This window comes from Burkholderiales bacterium, assembly GCA_036262035.1.
Lineage (GTDB): Bacteria > Pseudomonadota > Gammaproteobacteria > Burkholderiales > SG8-41 > JAQGMV01.
In genome coordinates this window covers 214,491-233,553 of record DATAJS010000011.1, presented here as the reverse complement: position 1 = coordinate 233,553, position 19,063 = coordinate 214,491, and the positions used below count along the sequence as shown (strand labels likewise).

Here is a 19,063-nt window from a genome sequence, read left to right as displayed (position 1 = left end):
GGCTACTCGGCCTTCAGGTTGTTGTCCTTCACGAGCTTCACGTAGCGCGCGACTTCGGAACGCAGGTAAGCCGCGAACTGATCGGGTGGGCTCGCGACCACGTCCACGCCCATGTTGACGAGCTTGTCGCGCGTCTCGGGTTGCGCGACGGCTTTCGCGACGTCGCCCTGGATCCTGCTCGTCACCGCGGGCGGCATGCCCGCGGGCCCGAGGAGTCCGTACCACGTCGCGATCGCAAATCCCTTGAAGCCCGATTCGGCGATCGTCGGCACCTCGGGCACGAGCTGCGAGCGCGCGCCGCTCGTGTTCGCCAGCGCACGGAGCTTGCCGGCTTTCACGTGAGGCACCGCGACCGAGATGTTGCCGAACATGATCGGGATCTGCCCGCCGAGGGTGTCGGCGATCGCCGGGTTCTCGCCTTTGTACGGCACGTGGTTCATGCGGATCGACAGCAGCGAGTTCAGCAGCTCGCCCGCCATGTGCGGCGTCGAGCCCACGCCGCCCGAGCCATAGGTGAGCGTCGGCGCTTTCTTCGCGTAGGTCACGAACTCGCCGAAGCTCTTCGCCGGAAACGACGGATGCACGATCATCAGCAGCGGCGTCGAGCCGGCCTGCGTGACCGGCGTGAAGTCCTTCACCGTGTCGTACGGCGCGCGGCCGTAGAGCGCGGGCGCCACCGCGAGGCCGGATTGCGCCCCCATGATCAGCGTATAGCCGTCGGGCGGCGACTTCGCGACGAGCTCGCCGGCGATGAAGCCCGACGCGCCCGGCCGGTTCTCGACGACGACTTGCTGTCCCCACGCGTCGGTGAGGCGCTGCGCGATCAGGCGCGTCAGCACGTCGGTCCCGCCGCCGGCGGAAAGACCGATGACGATGCGCACCGGCTTGGTAGGGTATTGCTGCGCGCCTGCGCCCGTCGCAGCAGCCAACAGCGTTGCAAGCAACGCGGCGTAACCTGCCTTTCTCATCGTCCCTCCTCCTTTTCGCGGGAGCGCCGGATGCGCTCTATGCCTTTTCTGAAGTGCTCGCGCGCGCTCGCTCGCGCGGCGTCGCCGTCGCGTGCCGCGATCGCCTCGAAGATCTTGCGGTGCTCGCTCTGGGTCTCGCCCATGCGGCTCGCGCGCGCGGTTCGGCCGCCGGTGATCTGGATTTGCCGTCGGACGTAACGCTCAAGGAACTCGGCGAGATCGACGTACTTGCTGTTGTGGGTCGCTTCGGCGATCGCGCGGTGGAACGCGAGGTCTTCGTCGACGCCGTCGTCGCCGCGCTCGAACGCGGCGCGCACCGCGTCGAGCGCGCGGCGTATCGCGGCGAGCTGATCGGCGCTCGCGCGCTCGGCGGCGAGGGCAGCAGCTTCGGATTCGACGGCGAGGCGAAGCTCGAGGATGTCGACGGTCGCGCCGAACGATTCGACGCTCACCGGATCGATACGGAACGGGATCCCGAGCTTCGACTGCGCGACGAACGCGCCCGAGCCCTGCCGCGTCTCGACGAGGCCTTCCGACTTCAGCCGCGAGATCGCTTCGCGCACGACCGTGCGGCTCACGCCGAACTCGCTCGACAGCGCCTGCTCGGTCGGCAGGCGGCTCCCCGGCGCGAAAACGCCGGCCGCGATGCGCTCGGTCATCGCGGAGCTGAGCTGATCGGTCAGGTTGGCCGGTTTGAGGGACATTTGTCGGGTCATCATACAACGGGGACCTGACACGGGTCTTCGTGGTCAGACCCTTGGTTTGCTCGCCGATGTTGTTATCGTTATCATTCGAGGATGCCGCGCCGACCCGCCACCGCCCGCTCCACCGACAGCGTCACGCTGGAGGACGTCGCCAAGCTCGCCGGCGTCTCGCCGATGACGGTCTCGCGCGTGCTGAACAAGCCGGAGCTCGTCACGCCCGACACGCTCGAGCGGGTGAAGCAGGTGATCGACCGCACCGGCTACGTCCCCAACCTGCTCGCGGGCGGGCTGGCGTCGCGCAAAAGCCGCCTCGTCGCGGCCCTCGTGCCCTCGATCACCAACGGGATCTTCGTCGAGGCGGTGCAGGCCTTCACCGATCGACTCTGGGAAGCCGGCTACCAGGTGCTGCTCGGCCTCTCCGGCTATCCCGCAACGCGCGAAGACGCGCTGCTGTCGGCGGTCCTGGCGCGCAAGCCCGACGCGATCTATCTGACCGGCATCAACCACTCGCCGGAGAGCCGCCAGCGCCTGCTCGCCGCGCGCGTGCCGATCGTCGAGACGTGGGACCTCACGCCGACGCCGCTGGACACGGTCGTCGGTTTCTCGCACGAGAAAGTCGGCGAGAGCGTCGCGCGCCACCTGCTCACCAAAGGCTATCGACGCCCGGCGCTGCTGTGGGCCGACGACGAGCGCGCGCTCGTGCGGCGCCGCGGCTTTCTCGCGGAGCTCGCGCGCGCAGGCGAGCCCGAGGCCACGACCGAGTTCATCCCCGCCCCCTCGACGCTTGCGCTCGGCCGTGCCGGCATGGCGAGGCTGCTCGACGCGACGCCGCGCCCCGATGTTGTTTTCTGCGCGTCGGACCTGCTCGCGCACGGCGCGCTCGAAGAGGCGCGTTCGCGGAGTCTGACGCCGCCGAAGGACGTCGCGATCATCGGCTTCGGCGGGCTCGAGCTCACCGCGCACACCTGCCCCGCGCTCTCCACCGTCGCCATCGACCGCCCCGCGATCGGCCGCCAGGCCGCGGAGATCATTCTCGCCCGCATCGCCGGCGCGACGCTCCCGGAGCACGTGATCGACGTCGGCTTCAGCATCCTCGACCGCCAGACGACGTAAAAGATCTACGCCGCTGCTTGGGCGCAGCTGCGCTGCACCTCGCCGCGCGAAAGCGCGCTTAGGCGCCTGCCAGCGCTACGTGCAAAGGTATTGTTGCGCCCAACCGTCCCGTTGCGACGGGCGGATGTTTGCGCTATCATCCACGCCGGCTCACCCATCCACCTGAGGAGGTTTCCGATGAAGAGCATCGTCTGCGCGGTCGCGCTCGCAACGTCCGCCGCCGCGTACGCCGCCGCACCGAACTACCCGCAAAAACCCATTACGGCGATCGTGCCGTTCCCGGCGGGCGGCTCGACCGACATGGTCGCCCGCGTCGTCGGCCCGAGCGTGAACCAGAAGCTGGGCCAGCCTTTCGTCATCGACAACCGGCCGGGCGCGACCGGGGCGATCGGCGCGGGGATCGTCAAGCGCGCGCCGGCGGATGGCTACACCATTCTGGTCGCGTCAATCGGCGTGTGGGCGATCAACCCGTTCCTCCAGAAGAATCTCCCGTACGACCCCGCCAAGGATTTCGATCTGCTGTCGGTCGCGGTCCGCGCGCCCAACGTGCTCGTCATGAACCCCGCGATGCCCGCGAAGAACCTGCAGGAGTTCGTCGGGTATCTGAAGAAGATGCCGGGCAAGGTGACCTTCGCGTCATCGGGCGCGGGCTCTTCGGATCACCTCACCGCCGCGCTCTTCTGGCAGAAGACCGGCACGAGCGGACTGCACGTCCCCTACAAAGGCGGCGCGCCCGCGGTCTCCGATCTCCTCGGCGGACACGCCGACGCCTCGTTCCAGAACATCAACGCGATCCTGCCGCACGTGCAGGGCGGCAGGCTGAAGGCGCTCGGCATCACCTCCGAGAAACGCTCGCCGGTCATGTCCAACGTACCGACGATGGCCGAAGGCGGCGTCAAGGACGTCGAGGTCTATTCGTGGCAGGCGATCGCCGCACCCAAAGGCCTGCCGAAAGACGTGAAGACGACGCTGCACGGCGCGCTCGTCAATGCGCTGAACGAGCCGGGCAACAAGCAGAAGATGACCGACCTCGGCTTCGAAGTGCTGGCGAGCTCGCCGGAGTATTTCGAGAAGTTCCTCGGGCAGGAGCTCGCGCGCTGGAAAGCGGTGATCGTCACCGGCAAGATCACCCTCGAATGACGGAGCGCGCGATGAAAGTCGGATTCATCGGCTTGGGGCTGATGGGCGCGCCCATGGCGGCCAACCTCGCGAAGGCGGGACACACGCTCTATCTCCACAGCCGCAGCGGCGTCCCGGAAGGCCTGGTCAGCGCGCGCGGCCATGCGTGCGCGAGCGCCAGAGACGTGGCACGGAACGCCGACGTCGTCATCACCATGGTGCCCGATACGCCGCACGTCGAAGCGGTGCTGTTCGGCGAGAGCGGCGTCGTGCAGGGACTCACCGCCGGCAAGCTCGTCGTCGACATGAGCTCGATCTCACCGATCGCCACCAAGGATTTCGCCCGGCGCATCAACGCGCTCGGTTGCGACTACCTCGACGCGCCGGTGTCGGGCGGAGAGGTCGGTGCGAAGAACGCGACGCTCTCGATCATGGTCGGCGGTTCCGAAGCGGCATTCGACCGCGCCAAGCCGCTCTTCGAGGCGATGGGCAAGAACATCACGCTCGTCGGCGGCAACGGTGACGGCCAGACCGCCAAGGTCGCGAACCAGATCATCGTCGCGCTCAACATCGAGGCCGTCGCCGAGGCGCTCGTGTTCGCCGCCAGGGCCGGCGCCGATCCCGCGCGCGTGCGCGAGGCGCTGATGGGCGGCTTCGCCTCGTCGCGCATCCTCGAAGTGCACGGCGAGCGCATGGTGAAGCGCTCCTTCCAGCCGGGCTTCCGCATCGAGCTGCACCAGAAGGATCTGAATCTCGCCCTCTCGAACGCGCGCCAGCTCGGCGTCGCGCTGCCGAACACCGCGACCGCGCAGGCGCTCTTCAATAGCTGCGAGGCGCACGGCGGCGCCGCGTGGGATCACTCCGCGATGGTGCGCGCGCTCGAGCTCATGGCGAATTTCGAGATCGGGAAGCCGGCGTGAGCGCTCCGCTCGTCACCTCGATGCGCGTGATCCCGGTGGCGGGTCACGACAGCATGCTGCTCAACCTCTCCGGCGCACACGCGCCGTATTTCACGCGCAACATCGTCGTCCTCCAGGACAACGCCGGCCGCACCGGCGTCGGCGAGGTGCCCGGCGGCGAGAAGATCCGGCAGACGCTCGAAGACGCGCGCGGGCTCGCCGTCGGCCGCTCGATCGGCGATTACCACGCGATCCTCAACGAAGTTCGTGCGCGCTTCAAAGACCGCGACGCGGGCGGCCGAGGACAGCAGACCTTCGACCAGCGCGTGACCATACACGCGGTCACCGCGCTGGAAGCATCACTGCTCGATCTCCTCGGCCAGCACCTCGGGGTGCCGGTCGCTGCGCTGCTCGGCGAAGGCCGGCAGCGCGATGCGGTCGAGATGCTCGGCTATCTCTTCTACGTCGGTGATCGACGCCGCACGCCGCTCCCCTATCGGGACGAGAGCGGCGCCGAAGACGAGTGGCTGCGCCTGCGTAACGAGGAAGCGCTGACACCGGAGGCGATCGTGCGCCTCGCCGAAGCGGCGCATGCTCGCTACGGCTTCAACGACTTCAAGCTGAAGGGGGGCGTGCTGCGCGGCGAGGCGGAAGTCGAAGCGATCCGCGCGCTGCACGAGCGTTTCCCGGACGCGCGCGTGACGCTCGACCCCAACGGCGGTTGGCTCCTGAAAGACGCGATTCGGCTCTGCCGCGACCTGCACGGCGTCATGGCGTACGCCGAAGATCCGTGCGGCGCCGAAGGGGTGTACTCGGCGCGCGAAGTGATGGCGGAGTTCCGCCGCGCGACCGGGCTGCCGACCGCGACCAACATGGTCGCGACCGATTGGCGCGAGCTCGGCCACGCAATCCAGCTCCAGTCGGTGACGATCCCGCTCGCCGATCCGCACTTCTGGACGATGGCCGGCTCGGTGCGCGTCGCGCAGCTCTGCGACGCGTGGGGCCTCACCTGGGGCTCGCATTCGAACAACCATTTCGACATCTCGCTCGCGATGTTCACACACTGCGCGGCGGCCGCGCCCGGGCACATCACCGCGATCGACACCCACTGGATCTGGCAGGACGGCGAGCGCCTCACGCGCGAGCCGCTGAAGATCGCCGGCGGCAAGGTCGCGGTGCCGGACAAGCCGGGCCTCGGGGTCGAGATCGACATGGAACAGATCGAGAAGCACCACGCGCTGTACCTCGAGCACGGTCTCGGCGCGCGCGACGATGCGCTCGCGATGCAGTACCTCATCCCCGGCTGGACGTTCGACAACAAGCGCCCCTGCCTCGTGCGCTGACGCGGTAAGCTCGGGGCTGCTCTTATCCGGAGTCCCGATGAAGCTGCTGGTCGTCGACGATCACGCGCTGGTGCGCGAAGGCGTGAAGCACGTGCTGCTGAGCATGGAGGACGGCGTGCAGGTGCTCGAAGCGGGCAGCGCCGAAGAGGCGCTGCGCGTCGTCGAAGACCATGCCGACCTCGATCTCGTGCTGCTCGACGTCGGCTTGCCCGGCATGAACGGTTTCGAGCTGCTCCAGGTGCTCCGCGAGCGCGGCCCCGCACCGCGCGTCGCGATGCTTTCGGCGTCCGACGACAAGAGCGGCGTCATGACCGCGCTGCAAGGCGGCGCCGCCGGCTTCATTCCCAAGGCGTTCTCGCGCGACCTCATGATCCAGGCGGTGCGCTTCGTGCTGGCCGGCGGCATCTACGTGCCGCCTCAGGCGATCGGCGTGGACCCTGCACCCGCGACACCCGACTCGGCGCGCCATCTCAAGCTCACCGACCGGCAGATGCAGGTGCTCGGGCTGCTCGCCCGGGGCAAGTCGAACAAGGCGATCGCCTCGGCGCTCTCCATCTCGGAGCCCACGGTCAAGGCGCACGTGACCGAGGTGCTGCGCGTGCTGAAAGTCACGAACCGCGCAGAAGCCGCGATCGCGGCGCGCCGTCTGGGATTTCACTAGCCCCCTACTTTGGTAGGGGGTGTGCGGTTTTCCCTCCGGCGCGTGCGCGACCATCGTCTTAGACGCTGAGGCGAATTTCGCCGGCGTCCATGCGCGCCTACCCTTCGCTCACGTGTTCCAGACAGAAGGACGTCCCATCATGGTCAACCGTGTAGAACGACAGCGCCTCATGCAGGCCCACGCCGCCGAGCAGATCTCGGTCAAAACGGTCGTCGCCATCTGCTCCGCGTGTCTCTTGCTGCTCGCGGGCATCGCCGCGATGGGCTCCCTCTCTTCCAGCGACGCGTCGGGTGCGCGCGTGGTTCAGACCCAGCGCTGACGCGGTGCCCCTCTCTCGATATTGCGGTAATCTCGACCGCACTATCGAAGCAAGGAGGGGGAGATGAACAAGCCGTACGTATTCGCAGGCAACGCGTACCGCCACCGCGAAGAAGTCCACCAGTGGGCGAGCTTGCGCGAAGAAGCGCCGCTCGAGCCCGAGCTCCCCATCGTCGACCCGCACCATCACTGCTGGGACGATGCCCACCGCGGCCGCTACCTCGTTCACGAGCTCGCGGCCGACGTCGCCACCGGCCACAACATCGTCGCGACCGTCTTCATCGAGTGCGGCTCGCAGTATCGCGCGGGCGGTCCCGAAGCGATGAAGCCCGTCGGCGAAGTCGAGTTCGTCAACGGCATCGCCGCGATGAGCGCGAGCGGCGGCTACGGCAAGGCGAAGCTCTGCGCCGGCATCGTCGGTCATGCCGACATGAGGCTCGGCGATGACGTGCAACCGGTCCTCGAAGCATTGATCGCGGCGGGCAACGGGCGCTTGCGCGGCATACGCCACGGCGTCACCTGGGATACCGGCAATGCCGCCAGGTTCGGCCGCCACCAGGTACCGCAGCACCAGGTCTGCGACCCGAAATTCCAGAAAGGCGTTGCGCGGCTCGCGAAAGCGGGCCTGACCTTCGAGTCGTGGCAATTCCACCCCCAGCTTCCGGACGTGGCGCAGCTCGTGCGCGGCGCACCCGATACGACGATGATCCTCAATCACTGCGGCGGGCTCCTCGGGCTCCCGCCGCACGAGGATCGCAAGGCGACCTTCGAGGTCTGGCGGAAGAACGTTCGCGATCTCGCGCAGTTCCCCAATCTCGTGATGAAGGTCGGCGGCCTGGGCATGCTGTACTGCGACTGGGACTTCCATCTGCGCGATGTGCCGCCCTCCTCCGAAGAGCTCGCTCAGGTGTGGCGGCCGTACGTCGAAGAGTGCATCGCCGCCTTCGGTGCTCGGCGGTGCATGATGGAAAGCAACTTCCCCGTCGACAAGCAGTCGTGCGGCTACGGCGTGCTGTGGAACGCGCTGAAGCGCATCACGCAGAATTATTCGGCTCCGGAGAAAGCGGCGCTGTATCGCGACACCGCCGCGCGCGTGTACCGGCTGGAGATTTAGCGTGCGTTCAGCGGCGGCACTGTTGGTTGCGGCCGCCTGCTCGCTCGCCCACGCGCAAACCTATCCCGTCAAGCCGATCCGCCTCGTCGTCCCGCTCGCGCCCGGCGGCGGCAACGACACGCTCGGGCGTTTCGTCGCGAAACAACTCGGCGAAGCGCTCGGCCAGCCGATGGTCGTCGAAAACCGTCCCGGCGGCGGCGGCGTGGTCGGCGGTGAATACACCGCGCGCGCCGCACCGGACGGCTACACGCTCGCGTTCGGCGGATCGGGGCTGATGGTCGCGTCGCTCACCTATCGCCGCTTCGATCTTTCGAAAGACTTCATCGCGATCGCGCCGTGCGGCGAATACGCATCACTGCTGGTGGTGCACCCTTCGCTGCCGGTGAAGAATCTCGCCGAGCTGATCCGCTTCGCCAAGGCGCATCCGCGCGAGCTCAACTACGGCTCGCCCGGCAACGGCTCTGCGGGACACCTCGTGATGGAGATGTTCCGGTCGCGCGCGGGGATCGAGATGGTGCATATCCCCTATAAGGGCGCGGGCCCGGCGCTCACCGAGGCCATGGCGGGTCAGGTGTCGCTGCTCTTCAGCAATCCCCTGGGCTCGATCTCGCTCGTGCGGTCGGGCAAGCTGCGCGGGCTCGCAGTCAGCGGGCCGAGGCGGCTGCAAGCGCTCCCGGAGGTCCCGACGATCGCCGAAGCCGCTCTCCCCGGCTTCAGCGCGACGTTCTTCCTCGGCCTGCTCGGCCCCGCCGGCATCCCGCGCGACGTCGTCGCGCGACTCAACGCCGAATCGAACAAGGCGATGCAGCGCCGCGAAGCGCACGAGTACCTCGCGAATCAGGGCATGGAAGCGATGAGCGGCACGCCCGAAGAGTTCGCGGCGCGGATACGCGGGGATTACGAGAAGCTGGCGAAGGTCATCCGCGAATCGGGGATGAAATTGAACTAGAGGCTTTAAAGGCGCGGTGCGTTACCACGCACCCTACGATCACAAACAATCGCCGTGGTCGTCGGGCCGCCAGGGATTGGTGAAAGTGCTGAGCGATTCGAGGAACACCACGAGATCGCTCTGCTCGCGCGCGGTGAGCTCGAGCGGTTTCGCGGGACTTCCATCCCGTGCGAAGAGCTTGATCGGATCGATCTCCGAGTAGTGGCGCACGACGTCGGTCAGGCTATCCACCTGCCCGTCGCGTGCGTAGGGATGGCTCAGCGCGAGGTTGCGCAGCGAGGGCACCTTGAATTCGCCGAACGTCGACGGATCCTGCTTCACCGCGCGGGTGCGTGTCGCGCTCACCCTGGTCACGTCGTCGTTGTACTTGCCCATGAGGTTGTAGCGGCTCTCGAGCAGCGTGCGGATGCCTTCGAGACGGCCCGGGTCCGGCTTGCCGAGCGGCTGGAACTTCGAAAGGCCGGTGCTGAAGAACTCGCCGCTCGTGAAGTTGGGCCCCGAGTGGCAGTTGGTGCAACCGCCCTTGCCGATGAAGATCTTGAGGCCGCGCTGCGCGGGCTCCGAATACGTGCCCGGCGGCGGCGTCCGGCCGCGTGCGAGCGCATCACGGAAATTGTCGAACGGCGTGCGGCCGCTGGTGAGCGTCTCCAGGAACGCCGCGAGCGCCTTGCCGATGTTCACGAAGACCGCTTCGTCGTCGCTCTGCGAAGGCGGGGCGCCGAACGCCTTTCGATAACGGCACGCGAGCTGTTCGTCGTCGCGCACGAGCCTGGCGACGTGCTGCGGGCTCGACGCGAGCTCGCGCACGTCCACGATCGGCCGCAGGCTCTGCGCCCAGAGGCTGTCGGACGCGCCGTCCCAGCCGAAGAAGCGGCCCGCGCGCAGGTTCCATAAAGTGGGCGTGTTGCGATAGACCTCGACCATGCCGATGCCGCGCGGCAGGTTGTCGGTCCAGTTGCGCTCGGGGACGTGGCACGTGCCGCACGAGACCTGGCCGGCGGTCGACATGCGCTGCTCGAAGAAGAGCCGCGTGCCGAGCTCGATCGCTTCGCGCTTGCCCGAGACGCGGTTCGTGACGTCCTTCACCGCCGGCATCGGCCACGGGCCGTGCGACAGGATCGTCTCGATCTCCTTCGGCGCGAACTTCACCGCCGAACCTTCGTCTGCGCGCGCCGTCGCTGCGAGCAGCGTGCACGCAGCGAGCGCGGCGGCGCCCACGATGCGGTGCTTCGTGCGTGTCGTTCCCGGCGTGTTTCGGCTCATCGACTGGCTCCGTGCCTGGCAAAGCAAGATCGGTGCGCGTTCGATTGTAACGGCTCGAGGTCTCGACTCGCTTTCATGAGGCTTACACCAGCCTTACAGCGGCATGGGGGTTGCAAAACCATGGAGATCGTTCTGAAGGAGATAACCCATGGCTCTCAAGCTCAAACCGCTCAACCAGCAAGTCGTCGTGATCACCGGTGCGTCGAGCGGCATCGGTCTCGCGACCGCCATCGCCGCCGCCGACCAGGGCGCGAAAGTGGTGCTCGCCGCGCGCAGCGCGCAGACGCTCGATGCGATCGTGCAGGACATCGTCGCGTTCGGCGGCGAAGCGGTCGCGGTCAAGGCCGACGTGGGACAGCGTGAAGACGTCGAGCGTATCGCGCAGACCGCGATCGGGCGCTTCGGCCGCATCGACACCTGGATCAACGACGCCGCGGTCTCGATCTATGGACGCATCGACGAGATCGACGACGCGGACAGCCGCCGGCTCTTCGAAACCAACTTCTGGGGCGTCGTGTACGGCTCGCTCGTCGCATTGCCGCACCTGAAAGCGAACGGCGGCGCGCTGATCAACATCGGCAGCGAAGCGTCCGAAGCCGCGATACCGCTGCAAGGGATGTACTCGGCGAGCAAGCACGCGGTCAAAGGCTTCACCGATTCGCTGCGCGTCGAGATGCACGCCGACAAGGCGCCGATCTCGATCACGCTGATCCAGCCGACCGCGGTCGACACGCCCTATCCCGAGCACGCGGCGAATTACCTCTCGCAGGAGCCGAAGCTGCCGACGCCGATGATCGAGCCCGAGAAAGTGGCGAGCGCGATCCTCGACGCCGCGGTCGACCCGGTGCACCACATCAAGGTCGGCACGATGTCCAAGCTCAACACCACGATGTCCGCGCTGATGCCCCGCATCGCCGAGCGCATGGCGAAGTCGTACATGGGCAAGCAGCAGCGCGACGAGCCGCCGAAGCACGGACTGCAGGGGTCGCTCTACAAGGCGAGCGAAGACGGCCGCACCCACGGCCGCGGCAACGAGAACGCCGCCGACAAGAAGGAAGCGATGGAATCGAACGTGCGACCGGCGTAGGCCGAACCGTCATTCCCGCGAAGGCGGGAAACCATTTTGGAGGCTCTAACGTTGAATGGATTCCCGATCACTTCCGCTATCGCGGGTCGGGAATGACGACTTCTTACGTCGCTCTCGCTTCCGGCAGCCCCGGGATGAGCTCGCCGCCGGTCTCGATCCTGATCGACGACCCGGCGAAGTCGCCTCCCACCGGCTGATAGCGGCCGCCGAGGTGCCTGGCGAAGAACGCCTCGACCACCGCATAGAATGCGAGCCGGTTCTCGTTGCGCACGAAGCCGTGGCCTTCGTCCGGGAAGGTCACGTAGGTCACCGGCGCGCCGTTCTTCTTCAGGGCCGCCACCATCTGCTCCGACTCCGCCGCGACCACGCGCACGTCCCGCATGCCCTGCGCGATCAGGATGGGCCTGGTCGCGCGCTCGAGATTGAAGAGCGGCGAACGGCTGCGCAGGAACTCGCGGCCTTCCTCGGTATCGGGATTGCCGACACCGGTCTTCCACACGCTGAACCACGGCTTCCAGTACTCGGGGATCGTCGCCATGAAGGTGAGCAGGTTCGAGATCCCGAAGATGTCGACGATGCACGCGAAGCGCTCGGGCGTGCGCGTCGCCGCGGTCAACGCCGAATACCCGCCGTAGCTCGCGCCGTAGAAGCCGACGCGCTGCGGGTCCGCATAGCCCTGCTCGATCGCCCAGTCGAGCCCGTCGATGAGGTCGTCGTGCATGCGCGCGCCCCATTGCCGGTCGGCGGCGCTGACGAACGACTTGCCGAAACCGGTCGAGCCGCGGAAGTTGATGCTGAGCACGGCGTAGCCGCGGTTCGCCAGGAACTGGTGCACGCCGGAATAGCCCCAGCTGTCGCGCCAGTACGGCCCGCCATGGATGACGAGCACGAGGGGCACGCGCCTGGCGTCGCGCGCGGGCAGCGTCAGATACGAGTTGAGCGTGAGACCGTCGCGGGCGCGGATCGCCACCGGCTGCATCGGCCTCAATCCCGCGGCATCGAGCGCGGCGCGCGCCCGGTAGAGCTTGCGCACACGGCCGGTCGAACGCTCGTACAGCGCGTACTCGCCGCTCGCGTCGTCGCGCTCGTAATAGGCGGTGACTTTATCGCCGTCGAGGCTGCGGCTCAGGATCTCGAGGTCGCCGCGGCCGGCGTCCGAGAAGCGCTCGAGCTCGCGGCGCGAGGCCGCGTCGAGCCCCTGCCAGCGCACGCGGTCCTTCACCGCAGCCGCCGCGAGCGGCTTGCGCGTGCGGTGATCGAGCTGCACGCGGACGATGTCGGCGTCGCGGTCCTGCGCGAGCACGGTCGCCTTGGCCGACGTCATGTCCAGCGCCACGAGCGCCGCCTTGTCGCGGCCTCGCGAATCGGCGAGATACAGCGTCCTGCCGTCGGCGTCGATGTCGATGAAGGTCGAGCTTTCGACGTCCTCCAGCGCCATCGTCATGAACGGGGCCCAGCCGTCGCCGGCGCGCTGCATCAGCTCGAGGTCGCCGCTGGGCACGTACCGCGCGCCGAGCCGCACTTTGAACGTGCTGTCGGTGAAGATCCACGCGAACTCGCGATTCTCGAAGACGAGCGCGGATTCGCCGGTGACGACGTTGATGCGGTGGATGTCGAAGCGCCCGCGGTCGCGCGCGTTGAGCTGCACCAGCATCTCGTCGGGATACAGGTGGCTGACCTCCTGCATCAGGGCGCGCACGCCGCGCTCCGGCGTGAGGAGCTTCACCGCGCCGCTCGCGATGTCGATGCTCGACGCGCGCCAGTTCTCGTCGCCGTCGCGGTCCCGAAAGAACACGATGTAGCGGTTGTTGTGCGCCCACTCGTAGCGCCACCCGATGTCCCGGTCGGTCACCTGGGTGAGCTGCCGCGCGGCATTCGGCGCCGATACCGGCGCGACGAAGAGATTCAGCACGCCGTTCACCGGCGCGAGATACGAGAGATGATTGCCGTCGGGGCTCACGCGCACGTTGACGTAATCCGCGCGGACGAAGTACAGCCTGCGCGGCACCAGTGCAGGCGCTTTTCGCGGCTGCGCCGCCGAGCTCGCAGCAAGCGGCGGCAGCGCGATCGTCGCTCCGAGCGCGACGCCCGCGCGCAGCACACTGCGGCGCAGCGCGCTATATCGCGTTGCCCGCGGCATGACCTTCGGCGGTCGCAGCCATCACCCCGCGCGCAAAGGCGCAGTCGCCGACCCGCCTCGTATCGAGTCCCGCTGCTCTGAGCGGCGCCACGAGCTCGACCCGCGGCGCACGCGGCGACGCATACGCGAGGAACGCGACGTCCGCGATCTCCTGCGTCTCGCCGTTGTAGACGTTCACCGTTTCGAGCACGCCGTCTTCGAAGCGCGCGGTGATGCGCGGCTCCACAACGTGACGACGCCGATCCGCTTCTCGTGGAAGCGGCGTTGTATGCCCTGCCGCGTCACCAGCGCCACGTCCTGCGCGATCGCCTCGCGCGGCGTGATCACGACGACGCGATCGAAGATCGAGCGCAGGAGCTCGGCCGATGCGTACGTGCCGTCGGTGTGATCGGTGTCGACGATGACCGCGGTGCCGTGCTGGCGCACGGCGTGACCGCGCAACGCAGCCATCGCGCTGCGCAGGTCCGGGACCGCTTCGCGGTACTCGGCCGGCAGCCAGGGCGGCGCGATCATGTCGGCGCCCGTGGCGAGGACCACCGCATCGGGTTTCAGCGCGATCACATCGGCCGCGTCGATGGTCAGCCCCAGCTCGAACCGCACGCCGGCCTTGATCGCCTGCGCACGTTGATAGTCGTAGATGCCCGACAGCGCCTCGCCGCCCGGAAGTCCCGCACGCAACCGCGTCTTGCCGCCGATCTCGCTCGACGCCCCGTACACCGTCACGTGGTGACCGCGCGCGCCGGCGATCCACGCCGCCTCCATACCGGCGATGCCGGCGCCGACCACCACCACGCGCTTGCGCACCGTCGCGGGCGCGGGATGCCAGTCGACTTCGTCGGGTCTGCCGACGCGCGGGTTGTTGTCGCACGCGATCGGCTTGTGCGTGGTGACCGTCGTGTCCCAGCAGCTATTGCACGACACGCAGTAACGAATGTCGTGGGCGCGGCCTTCGGACGCTTTTTTCAGCCACGCCGGATCGGTGACGAGCGCGCGGCCGAGCGCGACGAGCTCGGCGTCTCCGCGCTCGACGATGCGGTCGGCTTCCGCGGGATCGGTGATGCGACCGAGCGCGACGACCGGCACTTTCCCGGCCGAGCGCTTCAGCTCGCGGATCAGCGGCAGGTAAGGCGCCCGCGGTCCGTTGCCGTCGGGCACGTGCAGCTCGAGCGAGCGCGCGTGGCTGCCCTGCGCGAAGCAGAAGTAGTCGGGCGCGGCGCCGGAAGCCAGATGGCGGGTGATGCGCGCGGCCTCGCCGGGATCGACGCCGCCTTTGACACCGTCGTTGCCGGGAAGCTTCACGCCGACGATGAAGCCGTCTCCGCACGTCCGGCGCAGCGCTTCGATCACTTCGACGAGGAAGCGCGCGCGGCCCGGCAGATCGCCGCCGTATTCGTCGTCGCGGCCGTTCGACCACGGCGAGAGGAACTGGTGGAACATGTGGCCGTGTCCGGCGGAGATCTCGACGCCGCTGAAGCCGCAGCGCTGGAGCCTCGCCGCCGCTTCGGCGAGCTCGGACGTCATGCGGCGGATCTCCGCGGCGCTCAACGCGTGAGGCACGGTCCAGCTGATGTCGTCCGGGAGATACGAAGCCCCGACCGCCGCGGGGTTCTTGCCCGGGGCATGACCGCCGCGTCCCGGATCCTGGAGCTGGCCGAGCAGCCGGCAGTCGTGCGATTCGACTGCGTCCGCCCAGCGCTTCAGCCCGTCAAGATTGTCGTCGTTCCAGACGCGCACCTTGTTCGGCAGCACCTGGTGCGCCGCCATGCTGAGCGGCTCGGTGACGATCAGCGCCGCGCCGCCGTGCGCGCGGTTGGCGTGGTACTGGATGAGCCGGTCGGTGACCCGCGCGTTCTCGCCCATCAGCGTCGTCATCGACGCGTGCACGAGCCGGTTCTTCAGGCGTTTGCCCGCCAGCGTGAACGGCGAGAGCAGCGACGCATAGAGAGCCATCGGTGGTTCGCCGCGATGCCCGGATGCGCTCATGAAGCCCCCTGTGTCGAACGACGTTAGCCAAGTCCGCGACATGCGTCAACGCGCTAGCACATCGATTTGTCTTCCTTACGTCTCGCTCGACTGAAATTACTTGTGAGTCGCGCAAGAAATGATGAACGCGTCCCGGGGCACAAAGAGAGAACGCGCGTGACTAATCAGTCGGGTGTCATGACGATTCCGGCACTCCGACGAAAGCTTCATGAAAGGATCGCAGATCATGATCATCATCGACGCGCTGAAGCTCGCGGCCAGCGAGCACATCGTGTACTTCCTGCTCACGGCATACGTCGAAACGGTGGAATACCGCGGCGGTGCCGCGCGCGCCGTTCCCGAAGACGCCACACGCATGCCGGTGCGCGACGCGGGCGACGTGATGCGACGACTCTCGCTGCTGCGCTCGCGGCGCGCGGTCACCACGGCGCCGCGCGACGCGAAGATGATCGACGAGGTGACCTCGGCCTTCAGCGCCGCCGCGGACCGGCTGTGCACGCTGCCGGCCGTTCGGTCTTCACGCCGTCTTCACGATTCGCGCGAGCCGATTTGCCGGACGCGCGCTTCGACCGTGCGTCGAGCGCCTCCGGCCCCGGCCTGACGCCCGCGGTTACAACGCGCTGATCCCCGCTCTCTTCACCACCGGCGCCCATTTGCGGTGCTCGTCGGCGAGGAAACGCGCGAATGCCTGAGGGGTCTCGGGCGACGGCAGCGCGCCGTCGCGCGCGAGCAGCTCCGCGACGACCGACGTCTTCAGTACCTCGACCGTGTCCCTGTGCAGCCGGTCGACGATCGGCTGCGGCGTGCCCGCCCGCACCGACAGTCCGTTCCAGATGATGTGCTCGTAGCCGGGCACTCCGGACTCGGCGATCGTCGGCGTGTCGCGTAACAGCGGCCAGCGCTTCGCCGTCGTCACCGCGACCAGGCGCAGCCGCCCGCTGCGTATCAGCGGCAGCGACGCGGTCGGGTTGGTGAACGCAACCGAGGTCTCGCCGCTCAGCACCGAGGTGGTGGCGAGCGCGCTGCCTTTGTACGGCACGTGCGTGAGCTTCACGTTCGCGAGCAGGTTGAAGAGCTCGCCGCCGAGGTGCGAGCCGCCGCCCGGCCCCGACGAGCCGAACGTGATCTCGCCGGGCTTCGCGCGCGCGATGGCGATCAGGTCCTTCATCTTGTAGACCGGCAGCGACGGATGCACGATCAGCCCGCCCGGCGAGATGCCCACGCGCGTGAGATGCGTGAAATCGCGAAAAGCATCGAACGGAAGCTTCGACTGCAGCAGCGGCGCCATGCTGAAGTTGGTGCTGACGAGATACAGGGTGTGACCGTCCGCCGGCGCGTTGAGCACGAGCTGCGAGGCGATGACCGAGCCGCCGCCGGGGCGGTTGTCCACCACCACCTGCTGCCCGAGCCGCTTGCCGAGCTCGGCCGCGATGACGCGCGCCGCGGCGTCGTTGCCGCCGCCGGGCGCGAGAGGAACGACGAGCCTTATGGTGCGATCCGGATAGTTTTGGGCGGAGGCGGACAGTGCACAGATGGACGAGATGAGCGCCAGCGCGTCACCCAGCGCGCCGCGCAACTCAAATCCCACGCGTACGCCCCCCGTCGACGTTGATCGAAGTGCCGGTGATCATGCCGGCGCGGGCCGAGGCGAGGAACACCGCGAGGTCGGCGACGTCGTGAGGCTTCACCACGCGCCCCATCGGCACGTCGGCGACGAGCTGCTTCTCGGCTTCGGCTTCGGAGATGCCGCGGTCGCGCGCGGCCACCTTGACGAGCTCGGTCCAGCGCCCGGTGTCGGTCGAGCCGGGACAGATCGCGTTGACCGTGACGCCCGCCGGGCCGAACTCGTTCGCCATCGCCTTGGTGATGGACAGCGTGCCGAGGTTGATCGGTCCCGACATCACCTGCACGCCGTGCGGCTCGCGCCCGCGCGTGCCCGAGATGTGGATGACGCGCGCCTGGTCGGACTTTTTGAGGTACGGCATCGTCTCGCGCGTCATGCGGATGAGACCGAGCGGCTTCACCGCGAAATAGGCTTCCCACAGCTCGTCCGGAATGTCCGCGAGCCTGCCGCGATACGCGCCGCCCGCGCAGTTGACGAGGATGTCGACGCTGCCGAGCTCGGCGATCGCGCGCTCGACCGCCGGCTTGATCGCCGCTGCGTCGGCGAGGTCGAGCCCGATCACCGCGGCCTTCACCTTGTGCTTGTCGCGGATCTCCGCCGCGACGGTATTGCAGCGCTCGATGTCGCGCCCGAACAAACCGATGTTCACGCCTTCGGCAGCGAACGCCAGTGAAATCTGGCGGCCGATGCCGCGGCTCGCACCGGTGACGAACGCGGTGCGTCCTTTCAGTGACAACTCCATGCTTTCCTTTCTTCCCGGGTCTGACCCCGGCTTTATCGGGTCAGACCCCGGTTTTATCTGCGAACTTTCTGAGAGCGTCGTAAATCCGGCGATCGATCTCGATGCCTTCCTGCATCAACCGTGCGCGCTCCGTGAAAGAGCGCTCGCCGGGGATGCGGATCTCGCTCACCCCCGGCTGGCGCGGCGTCGCCTTGATCTCGGCGATGGCGTCGGCGAGCGCCGTGCGATACGCCTCCAGCGGCATCAGGAGATCGGGCTTGAACGCGATCGTGACGTAGCCGTAGATGCCTTCCGCGTCGCGATGCACTTCGCACAGCGTCCCGAACGCGCGCATCGCGATCGACAGCGCGTGGCCTTTATGCCCGCCGAACGGCAGGATCGCTCCGAGCTTCGCCCGCGCGGCGTCGGTGGTGGGGTTGCCGTCGGCGTCGATCGCCACGCCTTCGGGCAGCGGGATGCCGAGGCGCTCGCGCATCTTGAGGTCGGTCGCCATGAAAGCCGACGTGCCCAGATCGATGACGAGCGGATCGCCTTCCATGGGAAAGCCGAAAGAAATCGGATTGGTGCCCAACGTGGGTTTGGCGCCGCCGAGCGGAGCGACATGCCGGCTCGCGCTCACGGTGTGGATGCCGACGAGCCCGGCGCGCGCGATCATCTCGACGTAGTACGCGCCGCGTCCGCTCGTCCAGCTGTTGGTGAGACCGATGATGGCGAAGCCGTGCCGTTCCGCGCGCTCGATCGCGGCTTTCGACATGAGGTACATCGTATACATGCCGACGTTGTTGCCGCCGTCGTACAGCGCCGAAACGCTGGTCTCGCGGACGACCTCGATGGGTTTGCGCGGCAGGTTGGAGCGTGGACCGTCGGCGAGGTTGAGGAGCTTGGGGAGTCCCGAGTACTCGTAGCCGCACACCGCCGCGTCGATGCAGTGATCGGCGATGATGCGCGCCTCCTCGGCGCTGAAGCCCATGCCTTCGACCGCGCGCTCGGAGAGCTTGCGCGCATCGGGGATGGAGAGACGGATGCGTTCGGTCAT

The 19,063-nt window shown here is 67.9% G+C and carries 19 protein-coding genes; 10 read left to right on the top strand and 9 right to left on the bottom strand.

The window, feature by feature from the left end; genetic code table 11:
• Nucleotides 1-2 precede the first annotated feature (2 nt).
• Together VHP37_14960 and VHP37_14955 are read right to left on the bottom strand one after the other, a co-directional pair.
• Nucleotides 3-968, bottom strand: a complete 966-nt coding sequence (locus VHP37_14960) for a tripartite tricarboxylate transporter substrate binding protein (protein ID HEX2827650.1) — start codon at nucleotides 966-968, stop codon at nucleotides 3-5.
• The gene (locus VHP37_14955) at nucleotides 965-1,672 is read right to left on the bottom strand and encodes a FadR/GntR family transcriptional regulator (GenBank protein ID HEX2827649.1); all 708 of its coding nucleotides are present in this window, start codon (nucleotides 1,670-1,672) and stop codon (nucleotides 965-967) included. Before VHP37_14955 ends, VHP37_14960 begins: the two co-directional genes overlap by 4 nt.
• Nucleotides 1,673-1,765: 93 nt before the next feature.
• Here VHP37_14955 and VHP37_14950 point away from each other — a divergent pair, with 93 nt between their 5' ends.
• The 8 genes from VHP37_14950 to VHP37_14915 all read left to right on the top strand — a co-directional run bounded on the left by VHP37_14950 (nucleotide 1,766) and on the right by VHP37_14915 (nucleotide 9,188).
• Nucleotides 1,766-2,785, top strand: a complete 1,020-nt coding sequence (locus VHP37_14950) for a LacI family DNA-binding transcriptional regulator (protein HEX2827648.1) — start codon at nucleotides 1,766-1,768, stop codon at nucleotides 2,783-2,785.
• Between the two features lie 177 nt (nucleotides 2,786-2,962).
• A complete protein-coding gene (locus tag VHP37_14945; GenBank protein HEX2827647.1) occupies nucleotides 2,963-3,925 on the top strand; it encodes a tripartite tricarboxylate transporter substrate binding protein in 963 nt (320 codons plus the stop codon).
• Nucleotides 3,883-4,824, top strand: coding sequence for a 2-hydroxy-3-oxopropionate reductase (gene glxR, locus VHP37_14940; GenBank protein HEX2827646.1), 942 nt, complete (start codon nucleotides 3,883-3,885; stop codon nucleotides 4,822-4,824). Before VHP37_14945 ends, glxR begins: the two co-directional genes overlap by 43 nt.
• Nucleotides 4,821-6,146: a glucarate dehydratase gene (gudD, locus tag VHP37_14935; protein ID HEX2827645.1), complete on the top strand. Its 1,326-nt coding sequence runs from the start codon at nucleotides 4,821-4,823 to the stop codon at nucleotides 6,144-6,146. The genes glxR and gudD overlap by 4 nt, the downstream gene beginning before the upstream one ends.
• 37 nt (nucleotides 6,147-6,183) lie before the next feature.
• A complete protein-coding gene (locus VHP37_14930) occupies nucleotides 6,184-6,807 on the top strand; it encodes a response regulator transcription factor (protein HEX2827644.1) in 624 nt (207 codons plus the stop codon).
• A gap of 139 nt (nucleotides 6,808-6,946) precedes the next feature.
• Nucleotides 6,947-7,126 carry a hypothetical protein gene (locus tag VHP37_14925; GenBank protein ID HEX2827643.1) on the top strand — a complete coding sequence of 60 codons (180 nt, stop codon included), beginning with the start codon at nucleotides 6,947-6,949 and terminating at the stop codon, nucleotides 7,124-7,126.
• A 63-nt stretch (nucleotides 7,127-7,189) separates the two neighbouring features.
• Nucleotides 7,190-8,239, top strand: a complete 1,050-nt coding sequence (locus tag VHP37_14920; protein HEX2827642.1) for an amidohydrolase family protein — start codon at nucleotides 7,190-7,192, stop codon at nucleotides 8,237-8,239.
• Nucleotide 8,240: 1 nt separating this feature from the next.
• Nucleotides 8,241-9,188: a tripartite tricarboxylate transporter substrate binding protein gene (locus tag VHP37_14915; protein ID HEX2827641.1), complete on the top strand. Its 948-nt coding sequence runs from the start codon at nucleotides 8,241-8,243 to the stop codon at nucleotides 9,186-9,188.
• A 39-nt stretch (nucleotides 9,189-9,227) separates the two neighbouring features.
• Here VHP37_14915 and VHP37_14910 read toward each other — a convergent pair whose 3' ends face one another.
• Nucleotides 9,228-10,451 carry a cytochrome c peroxidase gene (locus tag VHP37_14910; protein ID HEX2827640.1) on the bottom strand — a complete coding sequence of 408 codons (1,224 nt, stop codon included), beginning with the start codon at nucleotides 10,449-10,451 and terminating at the stop codon, nucleotides 9,228-9,230.
• Between the two features lie 148 nt (nucleotides 10,452-10,599).
• Between VHP37_14910 and VHP37_14905 the strand changes: the two genes are divergently transcribed.
• On the top strand, nucleotides 10,600-11,538 hold the full coding sequence (locus VHP37_14905) for an SDR family oxidoreductase (GenBank protein ID HEX2827639.1): 939 nt from the start codon (nucleotides 10,600-10,602) through the stop codon (nucleotides 11,536-11,538).
• Nucleotides 11,539-11,641: 103 nt separating this feature from the next.
• On the opposite strand, the gene VHP37_14900 is transcribed toward VHP37_14905, so the two are convergent.
• From VHP37_14900 to VHP37_14890, 3 genes are read right to left on the bottom strand one after another with little or no spacing between them, the layout of a single operon-like run.
• Entirely contained in the window at nucleotides 11,642-13,678 is a 2,037-nt protein-coding gene (locus tag VHP37_14900; protein ID HEX2827638.1) for a S9 family peptidase, read from the bottom strand.
• Entirely contained in the window at nucleotides 13,656-13,868 is a 213-nt protein-coding gene (locus VHP37_14895) for a hypothetical protein (GenBank protein ID HEX2827637.1), read from the bottom strand. Before VHP37_14895 ends, VHP37_14900 begins: the two co-directional genes overlap by 23 nt.
• On the bottom strand, nucleotides 13,853-15,628 hold the full coding sequence (locus VHP37_14890) for an NAD(P)-binding protein (GenBank protein ID HEX2827636.1): 1,776 nt from the start codon (nucleotides 15,626-15,628) through the stop codon (nucleotides 13,853-13,855). Before VHP37_14890 ends, VHP37_14895 begins: the two co-directional genes overlap by 16 nt.
• 241 nt (nucleotides 15,629-15,869) lie before the next feature.
• Between VHP37_14890 and VHP37_14885 the strand changes: the two genes are divergently transcribed.
• Nucleotides 15,870-16,262 (top strand): hypothetical protein, encoded by a 393-nt coding sequence (locus VHP37_14885; protein HEX2827635.1) that lies wholly within the window; start codon nucleotides 15,870-15,872, stop codon nucleotides 16,260-16,262.
• 9 nt (nucleotides 16,263-16,271) lie between these two features.
• Here the strand turns inward: VHP37_14885 and VHP37_14880 are convergent, their stop codons facing one another.
• From VHP37_14880 to VHP37_14870, 3 genes are read right to left on the bottom strand one after another with little or no spacing between them, the layout of a single operon-like run.
• On the bottom strand, nucleotides 16,272-17,249 hold the full coding sequence (locus tag VHP37_14880) for a tripartite tricarboxylate transporter substrate binding protein (GenBank protein HEX2827634.1): 978 nt from the start codon (nucleotides 17,247-17,249) through the stop codon (nucleotides 16,272-16,274).
• Nucleotides 17,239-18,027 (bottom strand): SDR family oxidoreductase, encoded by a 789-nt coding sequence (locus tag VHP37_14875; GenBank protein HEX2827633.1) that lies wholly within the window; start codon nucleotides 18,025-18,027, stop codon nucleotides 17,239-17,241. Before VHP37_14875 ends, VHP37_14880 begins: the two co-directional genes overlap by 11 nt.
• A gap of 40 nt (nucleotides 18,028-18,067) precedes the next feature.
• Nucleotides 18,068-19,063 carry an Ldh family oxidoreductase gene (locus VHP37_14870; protein HEX2827632.1) on the bottom strand — a complete coding sequence of 332 codons (996 nt, stop codon included), beginning with the start codon at nucleotides 19,061-19,063 and terminating at the stop codon, nucleotides 18,068-18,070.

Coding starts and splice junctions, on each gene's coding strand:
- VHP37_14960 (HEX2827650.1), bottom strand. CDS start 968: ATGAGAAAGGCAGGTTACGCCGCGTTGCTTGCAACGCTGTTGGCTGCT.
- VHP37_14955 (HEX2827649.1), bottom strand. CDS start 1,672: ATGTCCCTCAAACCGGCCAACCTGACCGATCAGCTCAGCTCCGCGATG.
- VHP37_14950 (HEX2827648.1), top strand. CDS start 1,766: ATGCCGCGCCGACCCGCCACCGCCCGCTCCACCGACAGCGTCACGCTG.
- VHP37_14945 (HEX2827647.1), top strand. CDS start 2,963: ATGAAGAGCATCGTCTGCGCGGTCGCGCTCGCAACGTCCGCCGCCGCG.
- VHP37_14930 (HEX2827644.1), top strand. CDS start 6,184: ATGAAGCTGCTGGTCGTCGACGATCACGCGCTGGTGCGCGAAGGCGTG.
- VHP37_14925 (HEX2827643.1), top strand. CDS start 6,947: ATGGTCAACCGTGTAGAACGACAGCGCCTCATGCAGGCCCACGCCGCC.
- VHP37_14920 (HEX2827642.1), top strand. CDS start 7,190: ATGAACAAGCCGTACGTATTCGCAGGCAACGCGTACCGCCACCGCGAA.
- VHP37_14910 (HEX2827640.1), bottom strand. CDS start 10,451: ATGAGCCGAAACACGCCGGGAACGACACGCACGAAGCACCGCATCGTG.
- VHP37_14905 (HEX2827639.1), top strand. CDS start 10,600: ATGGCTCTCAAGCTCAAACCGCTCAACCAGCAAGTCGTCGTGATCACC.
- VHP37_14900 (HEX2827638.1), bottom strand. CDS start 13,678: ATGCCGCGGGCAACGCGATATAGCGCGCTGCGCCGCAGTGTGCTGCGC.
- VHP37_14890 (HEX2827636.1), bottom strand. CDS start 15,628: ATGGCTCTCTATGCGTCGCTGCTCTCGCCGTTCACGCTGGCGGGCAAA.
- VHP37_14885 (HEX2827635.1), top strand. CDS start 15,870: ATGAAAGGATCGCAGATCATGATCATCATCGACGCGCTGAAGCTCGCG.
- VHP37_14875 (HEX2827633.1), bottom strand. CDS start 18,027: ATGGAGTTGTCACTGAAAGGACGCACCGCGTTCGTCACCGGTGCGAGC.
- VHP37_14870 (HEX2827632.1), bottom strand. CDS start 19,063: ATGACCGAACGCATCCGTCTCTCCATCCCCGATGCGCGCAAGCTCTCC.